Raw genomic sequence first — 17,136 nt, forward strand, 5'->3', positions numbered from 1 at the left:
CCGTAAAGCCCGCCCTGCGCATAAAAGCTCTCACCGACAAGCCGGCCCATATAGCCCGATCGCCACTTGTTCCAGGCGCGCTTCATCATTGCGTTCTCCAAATCCGTGAAACGGTGCGCACGCCCAGATACCCCATATCCCGCCGCGCCTAAAGGACAGATGCAACCCTGCGGCAGACCAACCCATCCCAACATCCAAACACGCTAAATAAGACCTAACCACCAAACCCGCAACCAATACCAAATACTCAAGCAATCCATAACCGCAATCGAACGGCTTATGTGCTTTGGAACACCATGCCTTTGGTCGAAACCAATACAACTGCCGCAAATGGCCAGTATCCAACACCCAGTTGGTTGCAGAAACAGGCGCTGCAACAATTACAGACGCAAACGTGACTGCTTGGAGCAGGAGTTTCGTTTCATTTCACTGCTAAATATGGCAATTCTGCCCTTGCGGGTCCGATCCGCGATTGAGAAACACAAGCAGGTCGCGATCATTCGATGAGAGCTGAGATGACTTCTGAACAAGCCGTCCGCGATGCGGTTCAGACGCATTCGAAGCGTGTCTGGCGGTTTGCGCTGGCATTATCGGGTGCCTCGGATGTAGCGGACGATTTGTTGCAGGCCACATGTTTGCGCGCGCTTGAACGACATCATCAGGTGACGTCGCATAACCGTCTGGACAGCTGGTTGATGACAATCTGCCGGTCGATCTGGCTGAATGAGCTGCGTTCGCGGTCGGTTCGGAACGCGCAGGCGCTGTCGGTGACCCCCGAAGCGGATCTGGTTGCAACGGGACCAGACACAGAAACGAATATTTTCGCGGCTGAAGTGTTTAATCAAGTGATGCAGTTGCCTGAGGCACAGCGCGAAGCGGTAATGCTCGTCTTCGTTGAGGGGTACAGTTATCGCGAAGCAGCTGCCTTGTTGGAGGTTCCAATTGGCACGATCATGAGCCGGCTTTCGAATGCCCGGCAGAAACTTAAAACCGTGATGCAGATTGATGCAGCGGACACCGCGCGACGGAGTGGCAAATGACGTTTTCCGACGAGACGCTTCTAGCGTATCTGGAAGGCAGCCTGGACGAGGCTCAGACCCGCGCTATTGAGGCTGCGGTTGAAGATGACGCTACGTTGGAACATCGTCTGATGGCGCTGGATCCGTTTGCGCTAGTTGTTCGGGGCGTTTTTGAGAACCTGCCCGCTGAAGCGCCGAAGGTGGACCTGCCGGAAAAAACGACGCGGCCCGGCATTAACGGGTTTCTGCGTCTTGTTGCGGTGGCTGCCAGCGCGGCGTTTGCAGCCGTCGCCGTAACATTCTGGGCCACCCGGCCAGCAGGTTTAAGCTGGGCCCAGCAGGCCGCGATCTATCAATCACTTTACGTGCCGGAAACGATTGCATCGCTGGACAGTTCGGACGCGTCGCTGGCCAAGCAATTTGCAATGGCCGAAGCTGAGTTAGGACGATCGCTGAATCAGGACATACTGGAAGCACTGCCAGGGTTGGAGCTGAAGCGTGCGCAGGTTCTTTCATTCAAAGGCAAGCCCTTGATCCAAGTGGTTTTTGCTGATGATCAGGGTCGACCACTTGCCTTCTGTGTTATTCGCCAAGGACCGAATGCCCCAAGTACCGACGTCCAACTATCGGTCTTGAGCGGTTTGGCAACTGCAAAGTGGGAGCAAGGCGGTTATGGATATATGCTGTTGGGCAGTTCCCCGCATACGGATTTAAGCGCTGAACTGGAAGTGTTGACCCGTACATTCTCGGGCTGATGGAAAACCCTTGTGAACAGTTGCAAATGCCCGAAGAATGCCGGGTATGACGTCGAAGAAAACCATGCTCCTTCCAGAAGACGAGGTCGATGATCTTGGCCCAGCCAGTATCTATGACGGCGATCCGGCAGAAGAGGACGACCCTTGGTTTTTGCCCCCGGACCAGGACGTGGAGGAAGATTTCTTTCTGCCTGGTCCCCGATCAGATCAGCGCCCGTTGTTCGATCCGCGCGATTGGCATTCGGCACAATCAGAATTGTCGGCAGAGCTTGCTGATCTTGCCCTGACCTTTGGCGCTCTGGATGAGCGGCTGCGTTCGGGGCCTGAGGGGTGGACGCACCGTTTGGCACTTATGGAAACGTCCGATCTGGGGTGGTGGACAGGGGATCGGGTCAGCGTAGACCGCCTGGCTTTGTGGACGGGTCTGAGGATCGGCGCGACCCACGATGACGTGCAGGCGCTGTTTCGGGCAGGTTGGGCCGTGCGCCGTCTGAGCTCAGGCGCAGGCCCGGCTACAGGCGGGTGGGAAAGCGGGTTGACAGCGTTTCTCGACCGTCTGGCTCAGGGCTCTGGTGCGACGCCCGAAGCGATCGTTGATCTGGCCGAAGTCATGCAGAATGCTGAAAGGTTGCACCCAGTAACACAATCGGCGATCGCGTTTCATGCTTGGCGAGCTATATCGCAGGGCGTCGGACACGACACCGAGGCGGCAATCATCGCAGCGCGGCACGCGGCTTCGATGGGGCGCGGCGGCGCAACGTTCATGCCACTGGCGCTGTCTGGTCCGGGTGCGTTGCGCGGAACGGGTGGGCCGACGGAAAAGTTAGGGTCTTGGATACAGGGCGCCGGGCAAGCCGTTCTTGCGGCCTTGCTGCACCTCGACCGGATCAGTGCCTGGGAGGGCAAGGCGCGCGATGCAACGCATGATTTGAGCGGTCGCACCCCCCCGCGTCTGATTGATGCTCTGGCGGCGTGGCCCATGGTCTCGGCCCCGCTTGCGGAAGAACTTACCATTTCTTCGCGCGCGGCGGTTCAGCGGAATTTTGACCTGTTCACCCGGAGAGGTCTGGTGCGTGAAGTCACCGGCCAAGGCCGTTACCGGGTCTGGACTGCCGCACTATGATCCGTCAACCACTTGAAGATGCGTGCGGCGGGAAGCACGCTTTCAGCGCCCAACGCCGACATAGGTGTCAAATCCTGACTTCAGCGCCGTAGTTTTCGAGTAGATGTTGCGCAGGTCAACCATCCTGGCTGATTTCATTGACGCCGCAATTTCGGAAAGGTTCAGCGCGCGGAATTCATTCCATTCTGTCAGCAGCACAACAACATCCGCGCCCCGCGCGGCGATATACGGATCGTCGCACCATTCGACGCCCGGCAAGAGCGCCTCCCCTTCAGATTTTCCCTGTGGGTCAACAACACGCACCTTTGCGCCTCCGCCTATTAGGGCGGGGACGATGGACAGTGATGGTGCGTCGCGCATATCGTCTGTGTTGGGTTTGAACGTAACACCCAGAACTGCCACGGTCTTGCCGTTGAAATGATCGTCACATGCATCACGAATTTTCTCGATCATCCGCTTCTTGATTTCGTCATTAACGCGGATGACGGTCTCGGTGATCTGCATTGGATGCGCGTGGTCCTGCCCGATCCGCGCCAACGCGGCCGTGTCTTTTGGAAAACATGAACCACCGTAGCCGGGTCCTGCATGCAGAAATTTGTTGCCGATCCGCCCGTCAAGGCCGATGCCGCGCGCAACTTCTTTAACATCCGCGCCAACTTTTTCGCACAGTCCTGCGATTTCATTGATGAAGGTGATCTTGGTCGCCAAAAACGCGTTGGCGGCGTATTTAATCATCTCGGCACTTTCCAGATCGGTGGTCAGGATCGGGAAGTCGCGCAGATACAGAGGGCGATATATTTCTGCCATCACTTCGGCAGCGCGGTCGTTTTCCACGCCGACCACGACGCGGTCCGGGCGCATGAAATCGTCGATTGCCGCGCCTTCGCGAAGAAATTCAGGGTTCGAAGCCACGTCAAATTCGGCCTGGGGGTTGGCGGCCTTGACTGTTTCCTGCACTTTTCTGTTTGTTCCGACGGGCACAGTCGATTTTGTGACGATAACGGTATACCCGGTGACAGCCTGAGCGATTTCTTCCGCCGCTGCCATCACATAGGTCAGATCCGCATGGCCGTCTCCACGCCGGGTCGGCGTTCCAACTGCAATAAAGATAGCATCCGCGCCGTCCACTGCGGCTGCAAGATCGGTTGTAAAGCTCAGACGGCCAGCCACGACGTTTCGTGCCATCAGCACGTCCAGACCCGGTTCATAAATAGGCACCTGTCCGGCTTTGAGCATATCGATCTTCTGCTCAGCCTTATCAACGCAAATCACATCATGTCCGAAGTCCGAGAAACACACACCGGACACAAGGCCCACATAACCTGTGCCGATCATTGCAATGCGCATCTGCCAAATCCTTTTTTACCAATTACTATCAACGGCGCGGGCACAATCGAAGAATCCAGGGCCGGTTTCAATGATTTACAGGTATGGCTGTTGAGTTCCCACGTTTTCTTGTTGTTTTTGAGGCAATAAGTGCTGGAAAGGAGTTTCTAAAGTCCGTCGTGCAGCGCAGAAACTGTTGAATCACGGCCATTGTCAGCTGAGAAGATACAATTCTGGGCATGGATCAATAATAAACAGCCACCAGGCGTGTGGTGTTGCGTCGCTCGCTTTTCGCCCGGAGCAAGGCGTCTGTGGCGGGTCCAATGAAATCGGTGATTGCTAAAGAAATGGGTCGACTACACAAAAAAACCGCCTGAACCACAGTTCAGGCGGCAGCTGTACTCAGAACCAGCGCCCTATGGCGATGACACTTGGTGAAAAAGCGACTGCATCCGAAGTTGAGGAGAGGGCTTTGCAGGTAACTTGAGTGTTTCCGGGCACATCAAACCCGATGAAGCGATTATTAGCTCCAGCGCTGCCACTAACGCTTGGCGCAGAGGAAAATGGCGCTGGGTAGTCCCACGTCATTGCAGCGCTTGCGAATAATGCGCCTTCAGCGGTCGTACATGCGACAGGAAGCAACACGGCGGTGCAAATCATGGTTCCATCAGCAAAACGCGTGAAATCGCCACTGGCATTACTTCCGCGCTCTATGACCGCACCGGTTGGTGTGCCGCCAACTTCTGATACCGCCCCCAGAAGGTTGCCCGGCCCATAGCCGTAGTCGGCACGCATCAGGCGACCCGGAGTGGTATCCGTCATATTACCCTGAATAGCTGCACCAGCCGCTGTTCCGGTCGTAGGGTCAAAAGTCAGAGCTTCCGTCCAGGTACCTCCGTCAGGGGACACTTTAATTGAGAACCCCGTACTTCCGGATAACCCCATTTCAGCGTGGCCGGTCCAGTTCGACTGAAACACCAGCGATGCCGTATCGCTGGCACCCGCCTTGTTGATCTTCAGCTGATGCCCGCCGCCCTCGTGGCTCAGAAGCGTGGCCGGGCTTCGGACAGACAAGCGATTCGTAACGTCCGAACTTGTCGCCACCCCGATACCATCCAGGTTCTGAGTATTGACGGGCAAGGGCAGCCAGTCAGACCCATTCCAGAACTTCAGTTCACCAGTGGCTTCGTCCCAGGCACGCCAGCCCGCATACGGGGTCAAGAAATGCCAGGCGTTGTCCAGCCATGCGGCAAGCTCTCTTGCATGTCCGGCCCAGTCCCCGGTGGGGGTGGCGCCCAGAGCATAGATATCGCCCTGCTCGGGGACTACGGGCGGGGTGCTGGCATTGGTCGTCTGTACTGAAAGTTGAACGACCAGATCAAGCTGTCGCAGTGCTTCATTGTGGATGACGTGTTTTTGGGCCTGCGAAGGTTGCAGAAAAGGCAGGTGCAGTCTGGGTGAGATCTGTGACACGGGGGGGCCTCCTGTGGCTGTCGGTCCGAAAATCGGTTGCGCGCCACCCTGCCGTAAGGCGCGTCAATCTCGTCTGACCTGGCCGACCGCACAGGAAATGATCTGTTAACCTGAGTATCTCCGGGGATAAGCCGACCCGAGTATGGCCTGTGGAGAACTATGTCGCCGCTTAATCCCGGGCATAAATGTCTTCATATCGAATGATGTCATCTTCGCCTAAATAGGTGCCGGTCTGCACTTCGATCAATACCATGGGCACCTTGCCAGGGTTCTCCATCCGGTGCACAGCACCCAGCGGGATATAGACTGACTGGTTTTCACTGACCAACCGTTCCTGATCATCGATTGTGACCTTGGCGGTGCCCTCTACCACAATCCAATGCTCGGACCGGTGGTGATGGGACTGCAGGCTGAGCGCTGCGCCCGGATGCACATGGATTCGCTTGACCTGAAATCTGTCACCGATCACGAGGCTCTCAAACCAGCCCCAGGGGCGGTGATCGACCGGAAGCGTATCTGCCTGTTTGGCCCCTTTTGCCTTTAAGGCAGCAACAGCCTGCTTGACGTCCTGGGCTTTATCCATGCTGGCAACCAGCACAGCATCTGGCATCGCAACTGCGATAACGTTCTCAAGCCCCATTGCCACCACTTCCTGCGCTGGCGATTCTGATCGTATCAGAACGTTGCGGCAGTCGATTGTGGTTACTTCCCCATGTGTCGCTATGTCATTTTCATCAGGATCTGACAATTCTTGAACAGCCGTCCAACTGCCAACATCAGACCAACCTGCGGAATAGGGAACCACGCTGAGGTTGGGAGCTTTTTCCATGACCGCATAGTCGATCGATATGTCATCGACGTCAGCCCAAGCTGAAGGATCCAATCTCAGGAACCCCAAATCTGTCTTTGCGCTGTCGACGGCCTTTTGGACAGGTGCAACAAGGGTGCTAGCGTACTTTTCATATGCGGCAACGATGTCACGTGCCGCAAACAGGAAGATGCCGGAGTTCCACAGGTAACTGCCATCTTTCACCATCGCCTGCGCCGCTTCCAGATCCGGTTTCTCCACGAACCGATCCAGGCGAACTGCACCCTCGGACGCGTCTGGGGCGTCGTTCAGCTTTAAGTAGCCATACCCGGTTTCGGGCCGAGTGGGCGTGATGCCAAATGTCACCAGATCGCCTCGTTCGGCAATTGCGCGCACGCCTATGTCGACTGCCTGATGAAAAGCCGCCTTGTTTGGAAGCACATGATCTGAAGGTGCAACCAGCATGATGGCATCCGGATCACGTAAGGCAAGGTACAACGCAGCCGCCAGTACGGCAGGGGCCGTGTTGCGCCCTTCAGGCTCAATCAGGATCGGGCCGGGGGCGATCCCCACAGCTGTCAACTGTTCAGGGACAATAAACCGAAAGGCATCGTTGGTTAGAACCAGTGGTTTGGCATAGGGCGCATGCGAGGGCCCAAGCATCCGGTCGGCACAATCTTGTAAAAGACTGGTTTTGCCGACAAGTGGGACGAATTGCTTGGGATAGCTTTTGCGCGACAGGGGCCACAAACGCGTTCCTGAACCACCACACAGGATGACTGGATAGACCGTTCTGTTCATACGCGTGCCCCTGAATTGCTGATGACCAACGATATTTTTCAGTTCTTTTTGTGGAATGAGTGATCCCTTGGCTACTGGGCCGCTTTTCCAGTTGCAACGATGTCATTCAGATACTGGCTCAGGTCATCACGCAGGTCGTCACGGGCAAGGGCAAAGGAAACGGTTGCTTGCAGAAAACCGGATTTTGAGCCGCAGTCGAAACGCTGCCCGTCGAACTTGTAGCCAAAAACGGGCACGCCGGATGCGATATCTTCGGCGATTGCATCAGTCAGTTGGATTTCACCGCCGCTTCCGGTTTTCATTGCGTTCAGGTTGTTCAACACGGAAGGTCGAAGAATATAGCGCCCGATAACGGCCAAATTGGATGGCGCTTTCGATGGTTCAGGCTTTTCAACCATGCTCTTGGCCGGAATGACCGGGCCGATACTGTCGACAACATCCAGCACGCCATACGAACTTGTCTTTTCTGGCGGAACCTCCATCGTTGCCACCATGTTGCCGCCCGTTTCCTCATAGGCTTCGACCATTTGTTGCAGACATGGTTTGTCTGCAGCAATCACATCGTCAGGCAACATAACGGCAAAAGGTTCATCGCCTATCAAGCGGCGCGCGCACCAAACGGCGTGGCCCAGACCCAAGGCTTTGTGTTGGCGGATATAGGCGATCGCGCCGCTTTCCATATTGGTCTTGTTCAGGATATCGAGAAGCTTGTTTTTCCCTTTGGCCATTAGTTCCTGTTCGAGGACGAGGTTATGGTCAAAGTAATCTTCAAGCGCGGATTTCCCGCGAGACGTCACAAAGATGAACTCTTTGATCCCAGCGGCGCGGGCTTCATCGATTGCATATTGCACCAGGGGGCGGTCCACCAACGTCATTATCTCTTTCGGAACGGACTTGGTTGCCGGCAAAAACCGGGTTCCCATTCCCGCCACTGGAAAAACTGCTTTGGTGACTTTGCGTGTCATGGTGCCTCTCAAATCAAAACTTGGCCGGTAAAACAGAAAACATCCGGAATGTCCTCTTAGTCTTAAAAACCGTGTCAATCAATCATGCCCAGTGTGCCGGCTGTTATTGACCAAATCGTGCCACCTTGGTCCAGACGAGTCAAAAGCCGACTCCGTTGTTTCCTGTATACAAGGCCCGAACGACAGTTCCCAGCGACCCTTCCCTTACAACTCTGTGCCAAAAATCTGGCGACGATTTGTCGATCACGGAAAGTTGATATTTTGGAGCAGCATTACTTGCCTTGAAAAGCCCCCGAACGGAGTTCCGCGTGCCTTTCTTTGGATGGGCATATCGCCTTGTTATGACAAGTAGTTTTGGACTGCGCGGTCAAAAAGAACTCAGATGGAAGGGATTACTTAACTGGAATTAACACGGCTCACTTAGTCGCAAGTTGCGTCAAGTAACGTGTCTTAAGGGCACAAGTAACCCGTCGGCAAACATCCGAGCTTCTTGGAAATACATGATCTGACGCATCAAGTCCGTTTTTGAAAGAGCAACAATATGGTCGAAATCATTAAGATTGATGATAAATGCGGTCTGTTGCGACCGGCGATAAGATGCTTCAGCAAGTCGAGAGCGACCGTTCAACGCATGCTTGGTGCCTTATCGGGCCAGTTTCGTTGTCATCGAGGCTTCAGGAAAGCAGGTAGGTGCAACACCCATCGTTTCCTGCCATCTGCCTATTGATCGGCGGGTTTTGAAACCTGGCAAGCCGTCAACGCCTCCGACATCGTACCCCAAGCTTTCCAGCGCGCCCTGCATCTTTGCGATGTCAGAACGGTACAAACCGCCGACCTTGCCCCACCGCCCTGCAAAATCGTCGCTTCCAAATTGGATTCTGTCACCGACATGGCCGACGAACAAAGCATACAGATCACTTTTGTTGTATTCCTTAAGAACGTAAAAATTCGGAGTGACAAGAAAAGCAGGACCAAATCGTCCTGCTGGCATCATCAGGTAACCTACCCCCTTCATCTCGTGGGCTGGAAAAGGTTTGCCAGAGACCCGGTTTATGCCCATCGCTTCCCACTGCTGAATTGACTGCCCCTGGTCGGGTCCTTCCAATGTACATGAAACGGTTGCCGGCACAGACACTTCGAAACCCCAGTCACGCCCGGCGATCCAGCCGTGCTTTTTCAGGTAGTTGCCAATCGAAGTGATTGTATCATCGGATGACCCCCAGATATCGACCTGTCCATCGCCGTTGCCATCTGCGGCGTAATCCAAATAGCTTGATGGCATGAACTGGGGTTGCCCTAACGCGCCTGCCCAACTGCTTTTCATTTGCCGGGCTGGCAGGGGCCCCGCTTCTGCGATTTGCAGAGCTGCGATAAGCTCGGCCGTGAAGTATTCCGCGCGTGTGCTCATGAATGCCTTGGTCGACAGAACCCTGAACGCATCATGGCGGATTGGCACCTGCCCATAGCCGCTTTCTCTGCCCCAGATTGCCAGAATGATACGAGCAGGAACGCCAGTATTGCTTTCGACTTTGGCAAGAATCGCAGAGTGTTGCTTTGCCATCCTGCGCCCGACAGACGTTGCACCCTGAATTGACCCCGTATTGAAATACCGGCTGGGCGAGCCAAATTCGGCTTGTTTTTGCGCCTTGGGCGTTTTGCGTTTATGTCCGGGCGGAACCAGATCCGGCAGGTCCCAGTTCAGAGTAACACCGGAAAACGCCTGTTGCAGTGTGTTGCGTGAAACACCTTTGGCCTGCGCCTTGGGCCAGATCGTCTCCAACAGCCACGACTGAAACTGGCGTTCAATTGCTGCACGATCCTGTGCCAGTGCGGTCTGGGACAGAAGGATCAATCCTAGAGTGACAAGCAAAGTACGCATTGACGATTTTTCTGTCCCGACTGGCCTTGCAAGTCAACGGGAAGATGCCGCGCGACCCGTCGCTGTTTATACCCAAAGTTGAAAGAAAGCTGAGGATGGCAATTTGTGGTTCGGAAAACTCTTGAGAAATTTCACCCACTTGCCGATAGTTGGATGGGATCGAGATGAGGAGAGGACAGTCAGCTGTGGCACAAGTCGTTTCGTCCAATCCATCCTTGCTCAGACTTGCCGCTGTGTTCCTGTTGATCGCTTCGGCGCAACCAGCTTTGGCCAGCGACAGCTTTATGGACCCGCAAGGCCCAATAGCGGCAGTTCAGAAGACGCATTTGCTTCGCGCGACCGTATTGATCCTGCTGGCCGTTATCCCGGTATTGGTGCTGGTCCCGATAATAGCGTTTCGGTATCGCCGCCGAAGCAACCGCATTGCGCCTTACGCACCGGATTGGGATTTCTCGGCCAAGCTGGAATTTGTCATGTGGGGCTTACCTGTAATAATCGTGGCCCTGCTGTCCTTTTATCTTTGGAAGGCGACGCATCGGCTTGACCCGTATTCGGCACCGTTTGGTGAGGATCCGGCGCTGCGGGTTCAGGTTGTCGGTCTGGATTGGAAATGGCTGTTTCTGTACCCAGATCTCGGGATCGCCACAGTGGGAGAGTTTGGAATTCCGACAAAGCGGCAAATTGCATTGACGCTGACGACCGATACCGTAATGCAGTCTTTTATGATACCCGCGCTGGCTGGGCAAATTTATGCGATGCCGGGCATGACCACCCAGTTGCATCTTGTCGCGGATGCGCCGGAAGTGATGCAAGGTGAAAACACTCAGTACAACGGACGGGGCTTTACCAAGCAGAAGTTCCGCACCATCGCAATGAGTGGTGAGGATTTCGCCACTTGGGTCGAAGAAGTGCGTAACAACAGCATTCAACTAGACAAGGAAACGTATCGGAAACTGGCCATGCGGACTGACAGGGATGAAGTACAGGCCGCTTTGGGAACATCTCGGATGCCGGATGATGCGCTCTACTTCTCAATAGAAGACGACCTGTTCCGGAGTATCCTGAGCCGCTACCACAGCGGTCAGCCTTTACCGATCGAGCTACAGCCTGGAACTGCATCATTTGGGCAGGAGGCGCAAAAATGACGCCGACCGAGACAGGTTTCTTCGGGCGTCTGAGTTGGGACGCTTTTCCGATTGCCGGGTTGATCCAGAACCCAAATACTAATGAGATCGTGGCCAATACAGCCGCAGCTGTTGTGATTATTGGCGTTGTTGTTGTCGTAGGATTGCTGAGCTGGTTTCGTCTGTGGACACCCCTGTGGCGCGATTGGCTGACCAGCGTCGATCACAAGAAGATCGGTGTCATGTATATCGTCTTTGCCATCGTGATGCTGGCACGCGGTGTGCTTGAAGGCGTTGTCATGCGCGCGCAGCAGGCTTCCGGGCCCGGCGACGGTTTCCTCGAAGCCGAACATTTTGCCGAGCTTTTCAGCACTCACGGCACAATCATGGTCTTCTTTGTTGCCGTTCCCTTTGTCTTTGGTGTTGCGAATTACATTGTCCCGCTGATGATCGGCGCGCGCGATGTGGCATTCCCGCGACTAAACCAGATTAGTCTGGGCCTTACGGTTTCGTCAGGCATGATGCTGATGGTGTCGCTGGTGATTGGAGAGTTTTCGACCGGCGGCTGGACAGCCTATCCACCGTATACCGGCGCGGCGTTCAATCCCGGTGTTGGACCGGATTACTGGATCTGGGCAATCGTTGTTTCGGGCATTGGCACCTCACTGACCGGTATCAATTTTGCTGTAACGATCTACAAGTTGCGCGCGCCGGGCATGACGTTCATGCGGCTGCCGATGTATTGCTGGACAATCATTTGCAGTTCGATCTTGATCGTCTTTGCTATGCCGCCTTTGAGTGTCGCCGCGCTGATGCTTGCCGCTGATCGCTATCTTGATTTCCACTTTTTCACAAACGACCTCGGTGGCAACATGATGAACTATGCCAATCTGTTTTGGCTGTTCGGCCACCCCGAGGTTTACCTGCTGGTTTTGCCTGCTTATGGCATCTATTCCGAGGTGTTTGCGACCTTCTCGGCCAAACGGCTTTATGGCTACAACTCGCTTGTCATCGCGACCATGTCGATCGCCGTGTTGTCGTTCACAGTCTGGCTGCACCACTTTTTCACCATGGGTCAAAGCGCGCTGATCAACGCGGTGTTTGGTATCGCGACCATGCTGATTGCCATCCCAACCGGCGTGAAAGTCTATGACTGGATGGCGACGTTGTGGCGGGGACGCATTCGGTTCTCGGTGCCGATGCTTTATGGGTTGTCATTTTTGATGCTGTTTGCCATCGGCGGGCTGAGCGGCGTGATCCTGGCAAATCCAACCGTAGACTACCAGGTTCACAATACGCTGTTTTTGGTAGCTCATTTCCACAACGCGTTATTGCCTGGCGTGTTGTTCGGATTGTTGGCGGCATACAATTACTGGTTCCCCAAGGCCTTTGGATTCCGACTGAACGAATTCTGGGGCCGGGTTTCTGTTTATTGCTGGACCGGGGGGTTTTTGCTGACATTCGTGCCTCTCTACTTCGTCGGGCTGTTGGGCATGCCGCGCCGATCTTTCAGCTATAGCGATCCGTCTTTCCACCCTTTCATGATCGTGGCCATCATCGGAGCGATTGTTATTACTTGTGGATTGTTCTCGATCCTGATCCAGCTATGGGTCAGCATTCGTGACCGCGACCAAACCCGTGTTCCGGTTGGGGATCCCTGGGATGGTCGCACATTGGAATGGTCTATCCCTTCACCGCCTCCCGCTTATAACTTTGCGATCATCCCCAAGGTTTCGGATCGGGATGAGTTCACGGCACAGAAGGCAAAAGGAACGGCCTATCCAACACCAGACGCTTATGAAGATATCGAACTGCCCCGAAACACGGGAATTGGCTTTGTTCTGTGCGTTCTCAGTGGCATATGGATGTTTGCGCTGGTCTGGTGGATCTGGTGGCTTGCGGCGTTAATGACGGTTTTGATGATCCTTGTGGTGATCATCTGGACATTCGATGACAGTACAGAACTCACCATCCCAGCGGAAGAGGTGCGAAGGGACCACGAAGCCTGGCTGGCATTGGTCCACAGCGAAGCGGCGGTTGATCGCGATTATGAAACTTCTCCGGAAAACCGCGGCCTTGCCCGCCCGGATCTGGAGGTGGCGACATGAAGCGCGCGCCCACTCACAGCTATCCCGGTATCAATCTAGGGGAACATCACGCCAGTGCCCACAAGGCAACCGAGGTTGTCACCTTTGGGTTCTGGGTCTTCTTGATGAGCGATCTGGTCTATTTTGGCCTGATGTTTGCGATTTACATAACGATGATCGATGCGCAGGCAGGTGGCCCCGGCCCGCACGAGTTGTTTGATCTGAAAAGTGTCTTTGCGCAGACCATGATACTGCTGACCAGCAGCCTGACAGTGGGTCTTGCCATGCTGGCGTTGAAGTACAATCTGCCGCGCGGTCGCATTGTCTTATGGTTTGGCGTCAGTCTTGCGCTTGGGCTTGGTTTTCTGGTGCTTGAAGTGCGTGACTTCATGGCTATGGCGGATAAAGGCGGCATTCCGCAGCGCAGCGGTTTTCTGTCGGCTTTTTTCGGGTTGGTCCCACTGCATGGTCTGCACGTTGCGACTGGATGCCTTTGGTTGATCGTTTTGGGTATCCAGCTGCGCGTCAAGGGTATGACGGATGTGGTTATCTCGCGCGTGGTGCGACTGGCGTTGTTCTGGCATTTTCTCGATCTGATCTGGATTGGGATCATTACCATCGTGTATTTCGGAGGTCTGACCTATGGATAAGCGCTCTGAAATGCATCATCGCGAGCGTCGGCGCTATGTGATCGGGTATGGTGGCTCGCTGTTGCTGACCTTGGCGATGTTTGGCGTGGCGCAGGTTTATGGGATTGAAACGGTTGGTGTTTACCTGACCATCGGGTTGCTTGGATTGGCACAGCTTGTGTTGCAGCTTGTCTACTTCCTACATATCGACCGTCGGCGCAGCAGCCGCGAAGATCTGCACCTGGTGCTGTTTTCGACATTGGTTCTGATGATCATGATCCTTGGCACCATCTGGGTTCTGGGCAGTCTGGCCACCCGAATGCACATGCACTTGATGTAGTGCGTACTTGAAACAAGCGGGGGTAGCGGATCGAGATTTTGGCATTCGGCGGGATCACCAATAACGAATACGGCCTCAGTACGTAGTCCGCATTTGATAACCCTGATGAAAGGTCATGCGCACAAAGGTGACCGGGGTTTTTCGAAACCACGTTGTCCGCTCCAACTGGAACAAAGGGGTGCCGGGCGGAACGGAAAGAAAATCCTGAAGCGGACCGGTTGCCGGAACAGCTGAGAATGCAATTTCCGCGTTCGAAAAAGGAACCTCGGCCAGCAACCATTCGTTAGGACCGGTGGTCAGAAAGTCTTCATCCATGACGTGCGGTACTGCGGCGGTATTGATCCATCGTTCCTCGTACTGGAAGGGGCGGTTGTCGGCATGGTGCATACAGCGCAAATGCAGAATTTGCGTACCCTCGGGCAGTCCGAGTTTGGCTTGCAGCCATGCCGGACAATCTATCAGCGTACGGTTGACCAACGCATATCGGTATTCGGCATTCATATCTTCAATGGTTTGCCGGACTACCGCAATAGGCAGTCGGGCTTGTTTGACCGGTGTTGTGACCACACGCGTGCCGCCTTTGCGTTTCCGTGTGACAATACCCTGATCAGCAAGTTCACGCAGAGCGCGATTGACAGTTGCACGAGCACAACCGAACTCGGCGGCAAGCTCCAGTTCGGTAGGCAGCAAGCTGCCTTGCGGCCAGATTCTGGTCTGGATGCGATTCAAAACTTCATCGCGGACATCCTGGAAGCCGACGTTTTTCTGCTCGTTCACATTGTGCTCACTATATTTTTTGAACTTATTAGTATTATGTCTAGGTTAACGGTGAGATGCAAAGAATTTGACCCAGAACCTTATCAGATTGCAGGATTGCGCGGTTACGCCATGGGCCAATGGTGGCGGTGTAACTACCGAACTTGCCGCGAAGCGGGTCGGCGAGCACGTCGCCTGGCGTATTAGTGTGGCCCGGATCGATCGGGATGGGCCATTTTCCCGATTTCCAGGGATGTCGCGCGTACACACGATCATCGAAGGGGCAGGGCTTGATTTGCTCGGCGATAGCGGCGTTTTAACGGCACGCCCTTTGCTGCCGCTTTCGTTCGACGGGGCGCTCGCGCTGAATGCGCGGCTGTTGGACGGGCCGTGTCGTGCGTTCAATGTGATCTACGATCCAAAGGACGTCGTTGTGGTAGTGAACGTTTTTGCAAATGATCAGGAATTCGAGGGGGCGGCGGGCGAGTTTATCTTTGTCGCCTCGGGAATGGCCCATATGTCAGACAAAACGCCTCTGGTGGCCGGAGACGCAATGACGCTGAACGCCGCCGTTACGGTCAGGCCCGCTGCTGGTGCCAAGATCCTTCGCGTGAGTTTCAATAAGGCCCCCAGCTAAAGCTCAGCCAGAAGCTCACCTATTGCCCGTTTGTAGTTACGCGCGACCTTGTCCCGCAGGAAGTGACGCCCGTTTTGAACCTGATGTCGGCCTGCGGACCAAAGATCAGTAACGACATTATCTTTGGCGGCAAAGACAAGACCATCCAGCAACTGCTGGGGCTGTAATGCGCAAAGGGCAGGGGCTTGGCTGTCAATGGCGACAAGATCAGCCAGCATTCCTTCGGCAATTTGCCCCGCATTGCGGCCTAGCGCCTGCGCGCCGCCAATAGCTGCGCCGCGGTAAAGGGTTTGTCCGACAGAACCTTCACCAACCACCAGCACGTTACGTGACAGGTCGCGCAGTCGTTGCGAATATTCGAGTGTGCGGAGCTCTTCGGTCATGGAAATCAACACGTTGGAGTCTGATCCCACGCCAAAAGCGCCGCCTGCATTCAAATAGACAGGGCCATTGAAAGGCCCATCGCCCAGGTTGGCTTCTGTCACCGGGCACAGACCGGCAACGGCATTGCTGTGGGCCATGGCGCGAGTCTCTTCGTCGGTCATATGGGTTGCGTGGATCAGGCACCAGTTGGAATCAACCGGGGCATTATCCAGCAGCCATTCGACCGGACGCGCGCCAAGGCCAGCCTGCACTTCCTCAACCTCTCTGGGTTGTTCAGCAATGTGGATATGGATCGGACCGGAATTTTGTGATGCCACCACCTGCGCCATATCGCGCGGACACGTGGCGCGCAGTGAATGTGGCGCGATGCCGACGCGACAATCGTCGGGAAGATTGCCGAGCGCTTCCCGCGCCTGAGCGACAAGTTCGCAAAAACGGCCCACATCATTGCCAAAGCGTCGCTGCCCGGCCTCCAGCGGTTTTTCTCCAACTCCTGCATAGCTGTAGAGCACGGGCAGATGGGTCAGGCCAATTCCGGTCTCGGCGGCGGCGGCCATGATCCGGTCGCTGAGTTCGCAAAGCCTGTCATAGGGTTGCCCGTCCGGTTGGTGGTGCAGATAATGGAATTCCCCGACCGACGCGTACCCGGCCTCCTGCATCTCGACATAGACTTGCGCGGCGATGGCCTGAATTTGGTCAGGGCTCAGGTGGGCTGTGAAACGATACATCAGATCGCGCCAAGTCCAGAAACTGTCACGGCCAGCCAGCCGATATTCGGTCATTCCCGCCATGGCGCGCTGAAAGGCATGGCTGTGAAGGTTGCCCAAAGCGGGCAGGAGAGTGTCAACGCAGGTGTCGCCGTTTTGCGCGACCGCGTCGGTTGTCAGATGCGCGATACGACCATTCTTGATCTCGACTCGCAGGTTTTCTGCCCAGCCGGCTGCCAGAAAGGCCCGTTTTGCGAATATGACCGTCATTCCTGCCTCCGGTTTTATGAATAGACATATGCCATAAAGACCTGTACCAGAAA

At 55.1% G+C, this 17,136-nt stretch carries 16 protein-coding genes; 8 read left to right on the forward strand and 8 right to left on the reverse strand.

Translation table 11 applies throughout. The features are described 5' to 3' along the window. Nucleotides 1-194, reverse strand: a 194-nt coding sequence (locus AC2FLU_RS18600; RefSeq protein WP_496812076.1) for a hypothetical protein, incomplete at its 3' end; no start/stop codon positions are given. Nucleotides 195-515: 321 nt separating this feature from the next. Here AC2FLU_RS18600 and AC2FLU_RS18605 point away from each other — a divergent pair. The 3 genes from AC2FLU_RS18605 (at nucleotide 516) to AC2FLU_RS18615 (ending at nucleotide 2,897) form a co-directional block, all read left to right on the forward strand. Further along, nucleotides 516-1,040, forward strand: a complete 525-nt coding sequence (locus AC2FLU_RS18605) for an RNA polymerase sigma factor (protein WP_480554851.1) — start codon at nucleotides 516-518, stop codon at nucleotides 1,038-1,040. After that, the gene (locus AC2FLU_RS18610) at nucleotides 1,037-1,774 is read left to right on the forward strand and encodes an anti-sigma factor (protein WP_496809389.1); all 738 of its coding nucleotides are present in this window, start codon (nucleotides 1,037-1,039) and stop codon (nucleotides 1,772-1,774) included. Before AC2FLU_RS18605 ends, AC2FLU_RS18610 begins: the two co-directional genes overlap by 4 nt. Nucleotides 1,775-1,838: 64 nt before the next feature. Then, a complete protein-coding gene (locus tag AC2FLU_RS18615; RefSeq protein WP_496809390.1) occupies nucleotides 1,839-2,897 on the forward strand; it encodes a helix-turn-helix domain-containing protein in 1,059 nt (352 codons plus the stop codon). Nucleotides 2,898-2,939: 42 nt separating this feature from the next. Here AC2FLU_RS18615 and AC2FLU_RS18620 read toward each other — a convergent pair whose 3' ends face one another. From AC2FLU_RS18620 to AC2FLU_RS18640, 5 genes are all read right to left on the reverse strand, one after another. After that, nucleotides 2,940-4,244 carry a UDP-glucose dehydrogenase family protein gene (locus AC2FLU_RS18620; RefSeq protein WP_480554855.1) on the reverse strand — a complete coding sequence of 435 codons (1,305 nt, stop codon included), beginning with the start codon at nucleotides 4,242-4,244 and terminating at the stop codon, nucleotides 2,940-2,942. A 381-nt stretch (nucleotides 4,245-4,625) separates the two neighbouring features. After that, nucleotides 4,626-5,696, reverse strand: a complete 1,071-nt coding sequence (locus AC2FLU_RS18625) for a DUF2793 domain-containing protein (protein WP_480554856.1) — start codon at nucleotides 5,694-5,696, stop codon at nucleotides 4,626-4,628. Nucleotides 5,697-5,865: 169 nt separating this feature from the next. Then, entirely contained in the window at nucleotides 5,866-7,305 is a 1,440-nt protein-coding gene (locus AC2FLU_RS18630) for a mannose-1-phosphate guanylyltransferase/mannose-6-phosphate isomerase (protein ID WP_496809391.1), read from the reverse strand. 71 nt (nucleotides 7,306-7,376) lie between these two features. After that, nucleotides 7,377-8,270 carry a UTP--glucose-1-phosphate uridylyltransferase GalU gene (galU, locus tag AC2FLU_RS18635; protein WP_480519762.1) on the reverse strand — a complete coding sequence of 298 codons (894 nt, stop codon included), beginning with the start codon at nucleotides 8,268-8,270 and terminating at the stop codon, nucleotides 7,377-7,379. Between the two features lie 643 nt (nucleotides 8,271-8,913). Continuing rightward, a complete protein-coding gene (locus AC2FLU_RS18640; protein WP_480477029.1) occupies nucleotides 8,914-10,149 on the reverse strand; it encodes a lytic murein transglycosylase in 1,236 nt (411 codons plus the stop codon). 185 nt (nucleotides 10,150-10,334) lie between these two features. Between AC2FLU_RS18640 and AC2FLU_RS18645 the strand changes: the two genes are divergently transcribed. The 4 genes from AC2FLU_RS18645 to AC2FLU_RS18660 are packed head-to-tail and all read left to right on the forward strand — an operon-like array spanning nucleotide 10,335 to nucleotide 14,329. After that, nucleotides 10,335-11,294: a cytochrome ubiquinol oxidase subunit II family protein gene (locus AC2FLU_RS18645; protein ID WP_480554860.1), complete on the forward strand. Its 960-nt coding sequence runs from the start codon at nucleotides 10,335-10,337 to the stop codon at nucleotides 11,292-11,294. Beyond that, nucleotides 11,291-13,381 carry a cbb3-type cytochrome c oxidase subunit I gene (locus AC2FLU_RS18650; protein ID WP_496809392.1) on the forward strand — a complete coding sequence of 697 codons (2,091 nt, stop codon included), beginning with the start codon at nucleotides 11,291-11,293 and terminating at the stop codon, nucleotides 13,379-13,381. Before AC2FLU_RS18645 ends, AC2FLU_RS18650 begins: the two co-directional genes overlap by 4 nt. Further along, the gene (locus tag AC2FLU_RS18655; RefSeq protein ID WP_496809393.1) at nucleotides 13,378-14,010 is read left to right on the forward strand and encodes a cytochrome c oxidase subunit 3; all 633 of its coding nucleotides are present in this window, start codon (nucleotides 13,378-13,380) and stop codon (nucleotides 14,008-14,010) included. The genes AC2FLU_RS18650 and AC2FLU_RS18655 overlap by 4 nt, the downstream gene beginning before the upstream one ends. Then, complete coding sequence (locus AC2FLU_RS18660; RefSeq protein WP_496809394.1) at nucleotides 14,003-14,329, forward strand: cytochrome o ubiquinol oxidase subunit IV; 327 nt, start codon at nucleotides 14,003-14,005, stop codon at nucleotides 14,327-14,329. The genes AC2FLU_RS18655 and AC2FLU_RS18660 overlap by 8 nt, the downstream gene beginning before the upstream one ends. A gap of 75 nt (nucleotides 14,330-14,404) precedes the next feature. Here the strand turns inward: AC2FLU_RS18660 and hutC are convergent, their stop codons facing one another. Further along, on the reverse strand, nucleotides 14,405-15,106 hold the full coding sequence (gene hutC, locus AC2FLU_RS18665; protein ID WP_480519774.1) for a histidine utilization transcriptional repressor HutC: 702 nt from the start codon (nucleotides 15,104-15,106) through the stop codon (nucleotides 14,405-14,407). A gap of 67 nt (nucleotides 15,107-15,173) precedes the next feature. On the opposite strand from hutC, the gene AC2FLU_RS18670 reads away from it, so the two are divergent. Further along, nucleotides 15,174-15,722 carry a HutD/Ves family protein gene (locus AC2FLU_RS18670; protein WP_480625128.1) on the forward strand — a complete coding sequence of 183 codons (549 nt, stop codon included), beginning with the start codon at nucleotides 15,174-15,176 and terminating at the stop codon, nucleotides 15,720-15,722. Here AC2FLU_RS18670 and AC2FLU_RS18675 read toward each other — a convergent pair. Next, nucleotides 15,719-17,083 carry a formimidoylglutamate deiminase gene (locus AC2FLU_RS18675; protein WP_496716368.1) on the reverse strand — a complete coding sequence of 455 codons (1,365 nt, stop codon included), beginning with the start codon at nucleotides 17,081-17,083 and terminating at the stop codon, nucleotides 15,719-15,721. The two genes, AC2FLU_RS18670 and AC2FLU_RS18675, sit on opposite strands and share 4 nt — an antisense overlap. Nucleotides 17,084-17,136 lie beyond the last annotated feature (53 nt).

This window comes from Ruegeria sp. SAZD013 (assembly GCF_059612525.1).

Bases quoted from the DNA above. Each gene is read 5' to 3' on its own strand.
- AC2FLU_RS18605 (WP_480554851.1), top strand. From the start codon at position 516: ATGACTTCTGAACAAGCCGTCCGCGATGCGGTTCAGACGCATTCGAAG.
- AC2FLU_RS18610 (WP_496809389.1), top strand. From the start codon at position 1,037: ATGACGTTTTCCGACGAGACGCTTCTAGCGTATCTGGAAGGCAGCCTG.
- AC2FLU_RS18615 (WP_496809390.1), top strand. From the start codon at position 1,839: ATGCTCCTTCCAGAAGACGAGGTCGATGATCTTGGCCCAGCCAGTATC.
- AC2FLU_RS18620 (WP_480554855.1), bottom strand. From the start codon at position 4,244: ATGCGCATTGCAATGATCGGCACAGGTTATGTGGGCCTTGTGTCCGGT.
- AC2FLU_RS18630 (WP_496809391.1), bottom strand. From the start codon at position 7,305: ATGAACAGAACGGTCTATCCAGTCATCCTGTGTGGTGGTTCAGGAACG.
- galU (WP_480519762.1), bottom strand. From the start codon at position 8,270: ATGACACGCAAAGTCACCAAAGCAGTTTTTCCAGTGGCGGGAATGGGA.
- AC2FLU_RS18640 (WP_480477029.1), bottom strand. From the start codon at position 10,149: ATGCGTACTTTGCTTGTCACTCTAGGATTGATCCTTCTGTCCCAGACC.
- AC2FLU_RS18650 (WP_496809392.1), top strand. From the start codon at position 11,291: ATGACGCCGACCGAGACAGGTTTCTTCGGGCGTCTGAGTTGGGACGCT.
- AC2FLU_RS18655 (WP_496809393.1), top strand. From the start codon at position 13,378: ATGAAGCGCGCGCCCACTCACAGCTATCCCGGTATCAATCTAGGGGAA.
- AC2FLU_RS18660 (WP_496809394.1), top strand. From the start codon at position 14,003: ATGGATAAGCGCTCTGAAATGCATCATCGCGAGCGTCGGCGCTATGTG.
- AC2FLU_RS18675 (WP_496716368.1), bottom strand. From the start codon at position 17,083: ATGACGGTCATATTCGCAAAACGGGCCTTTCTGGCAGCCGGCTGGGCA.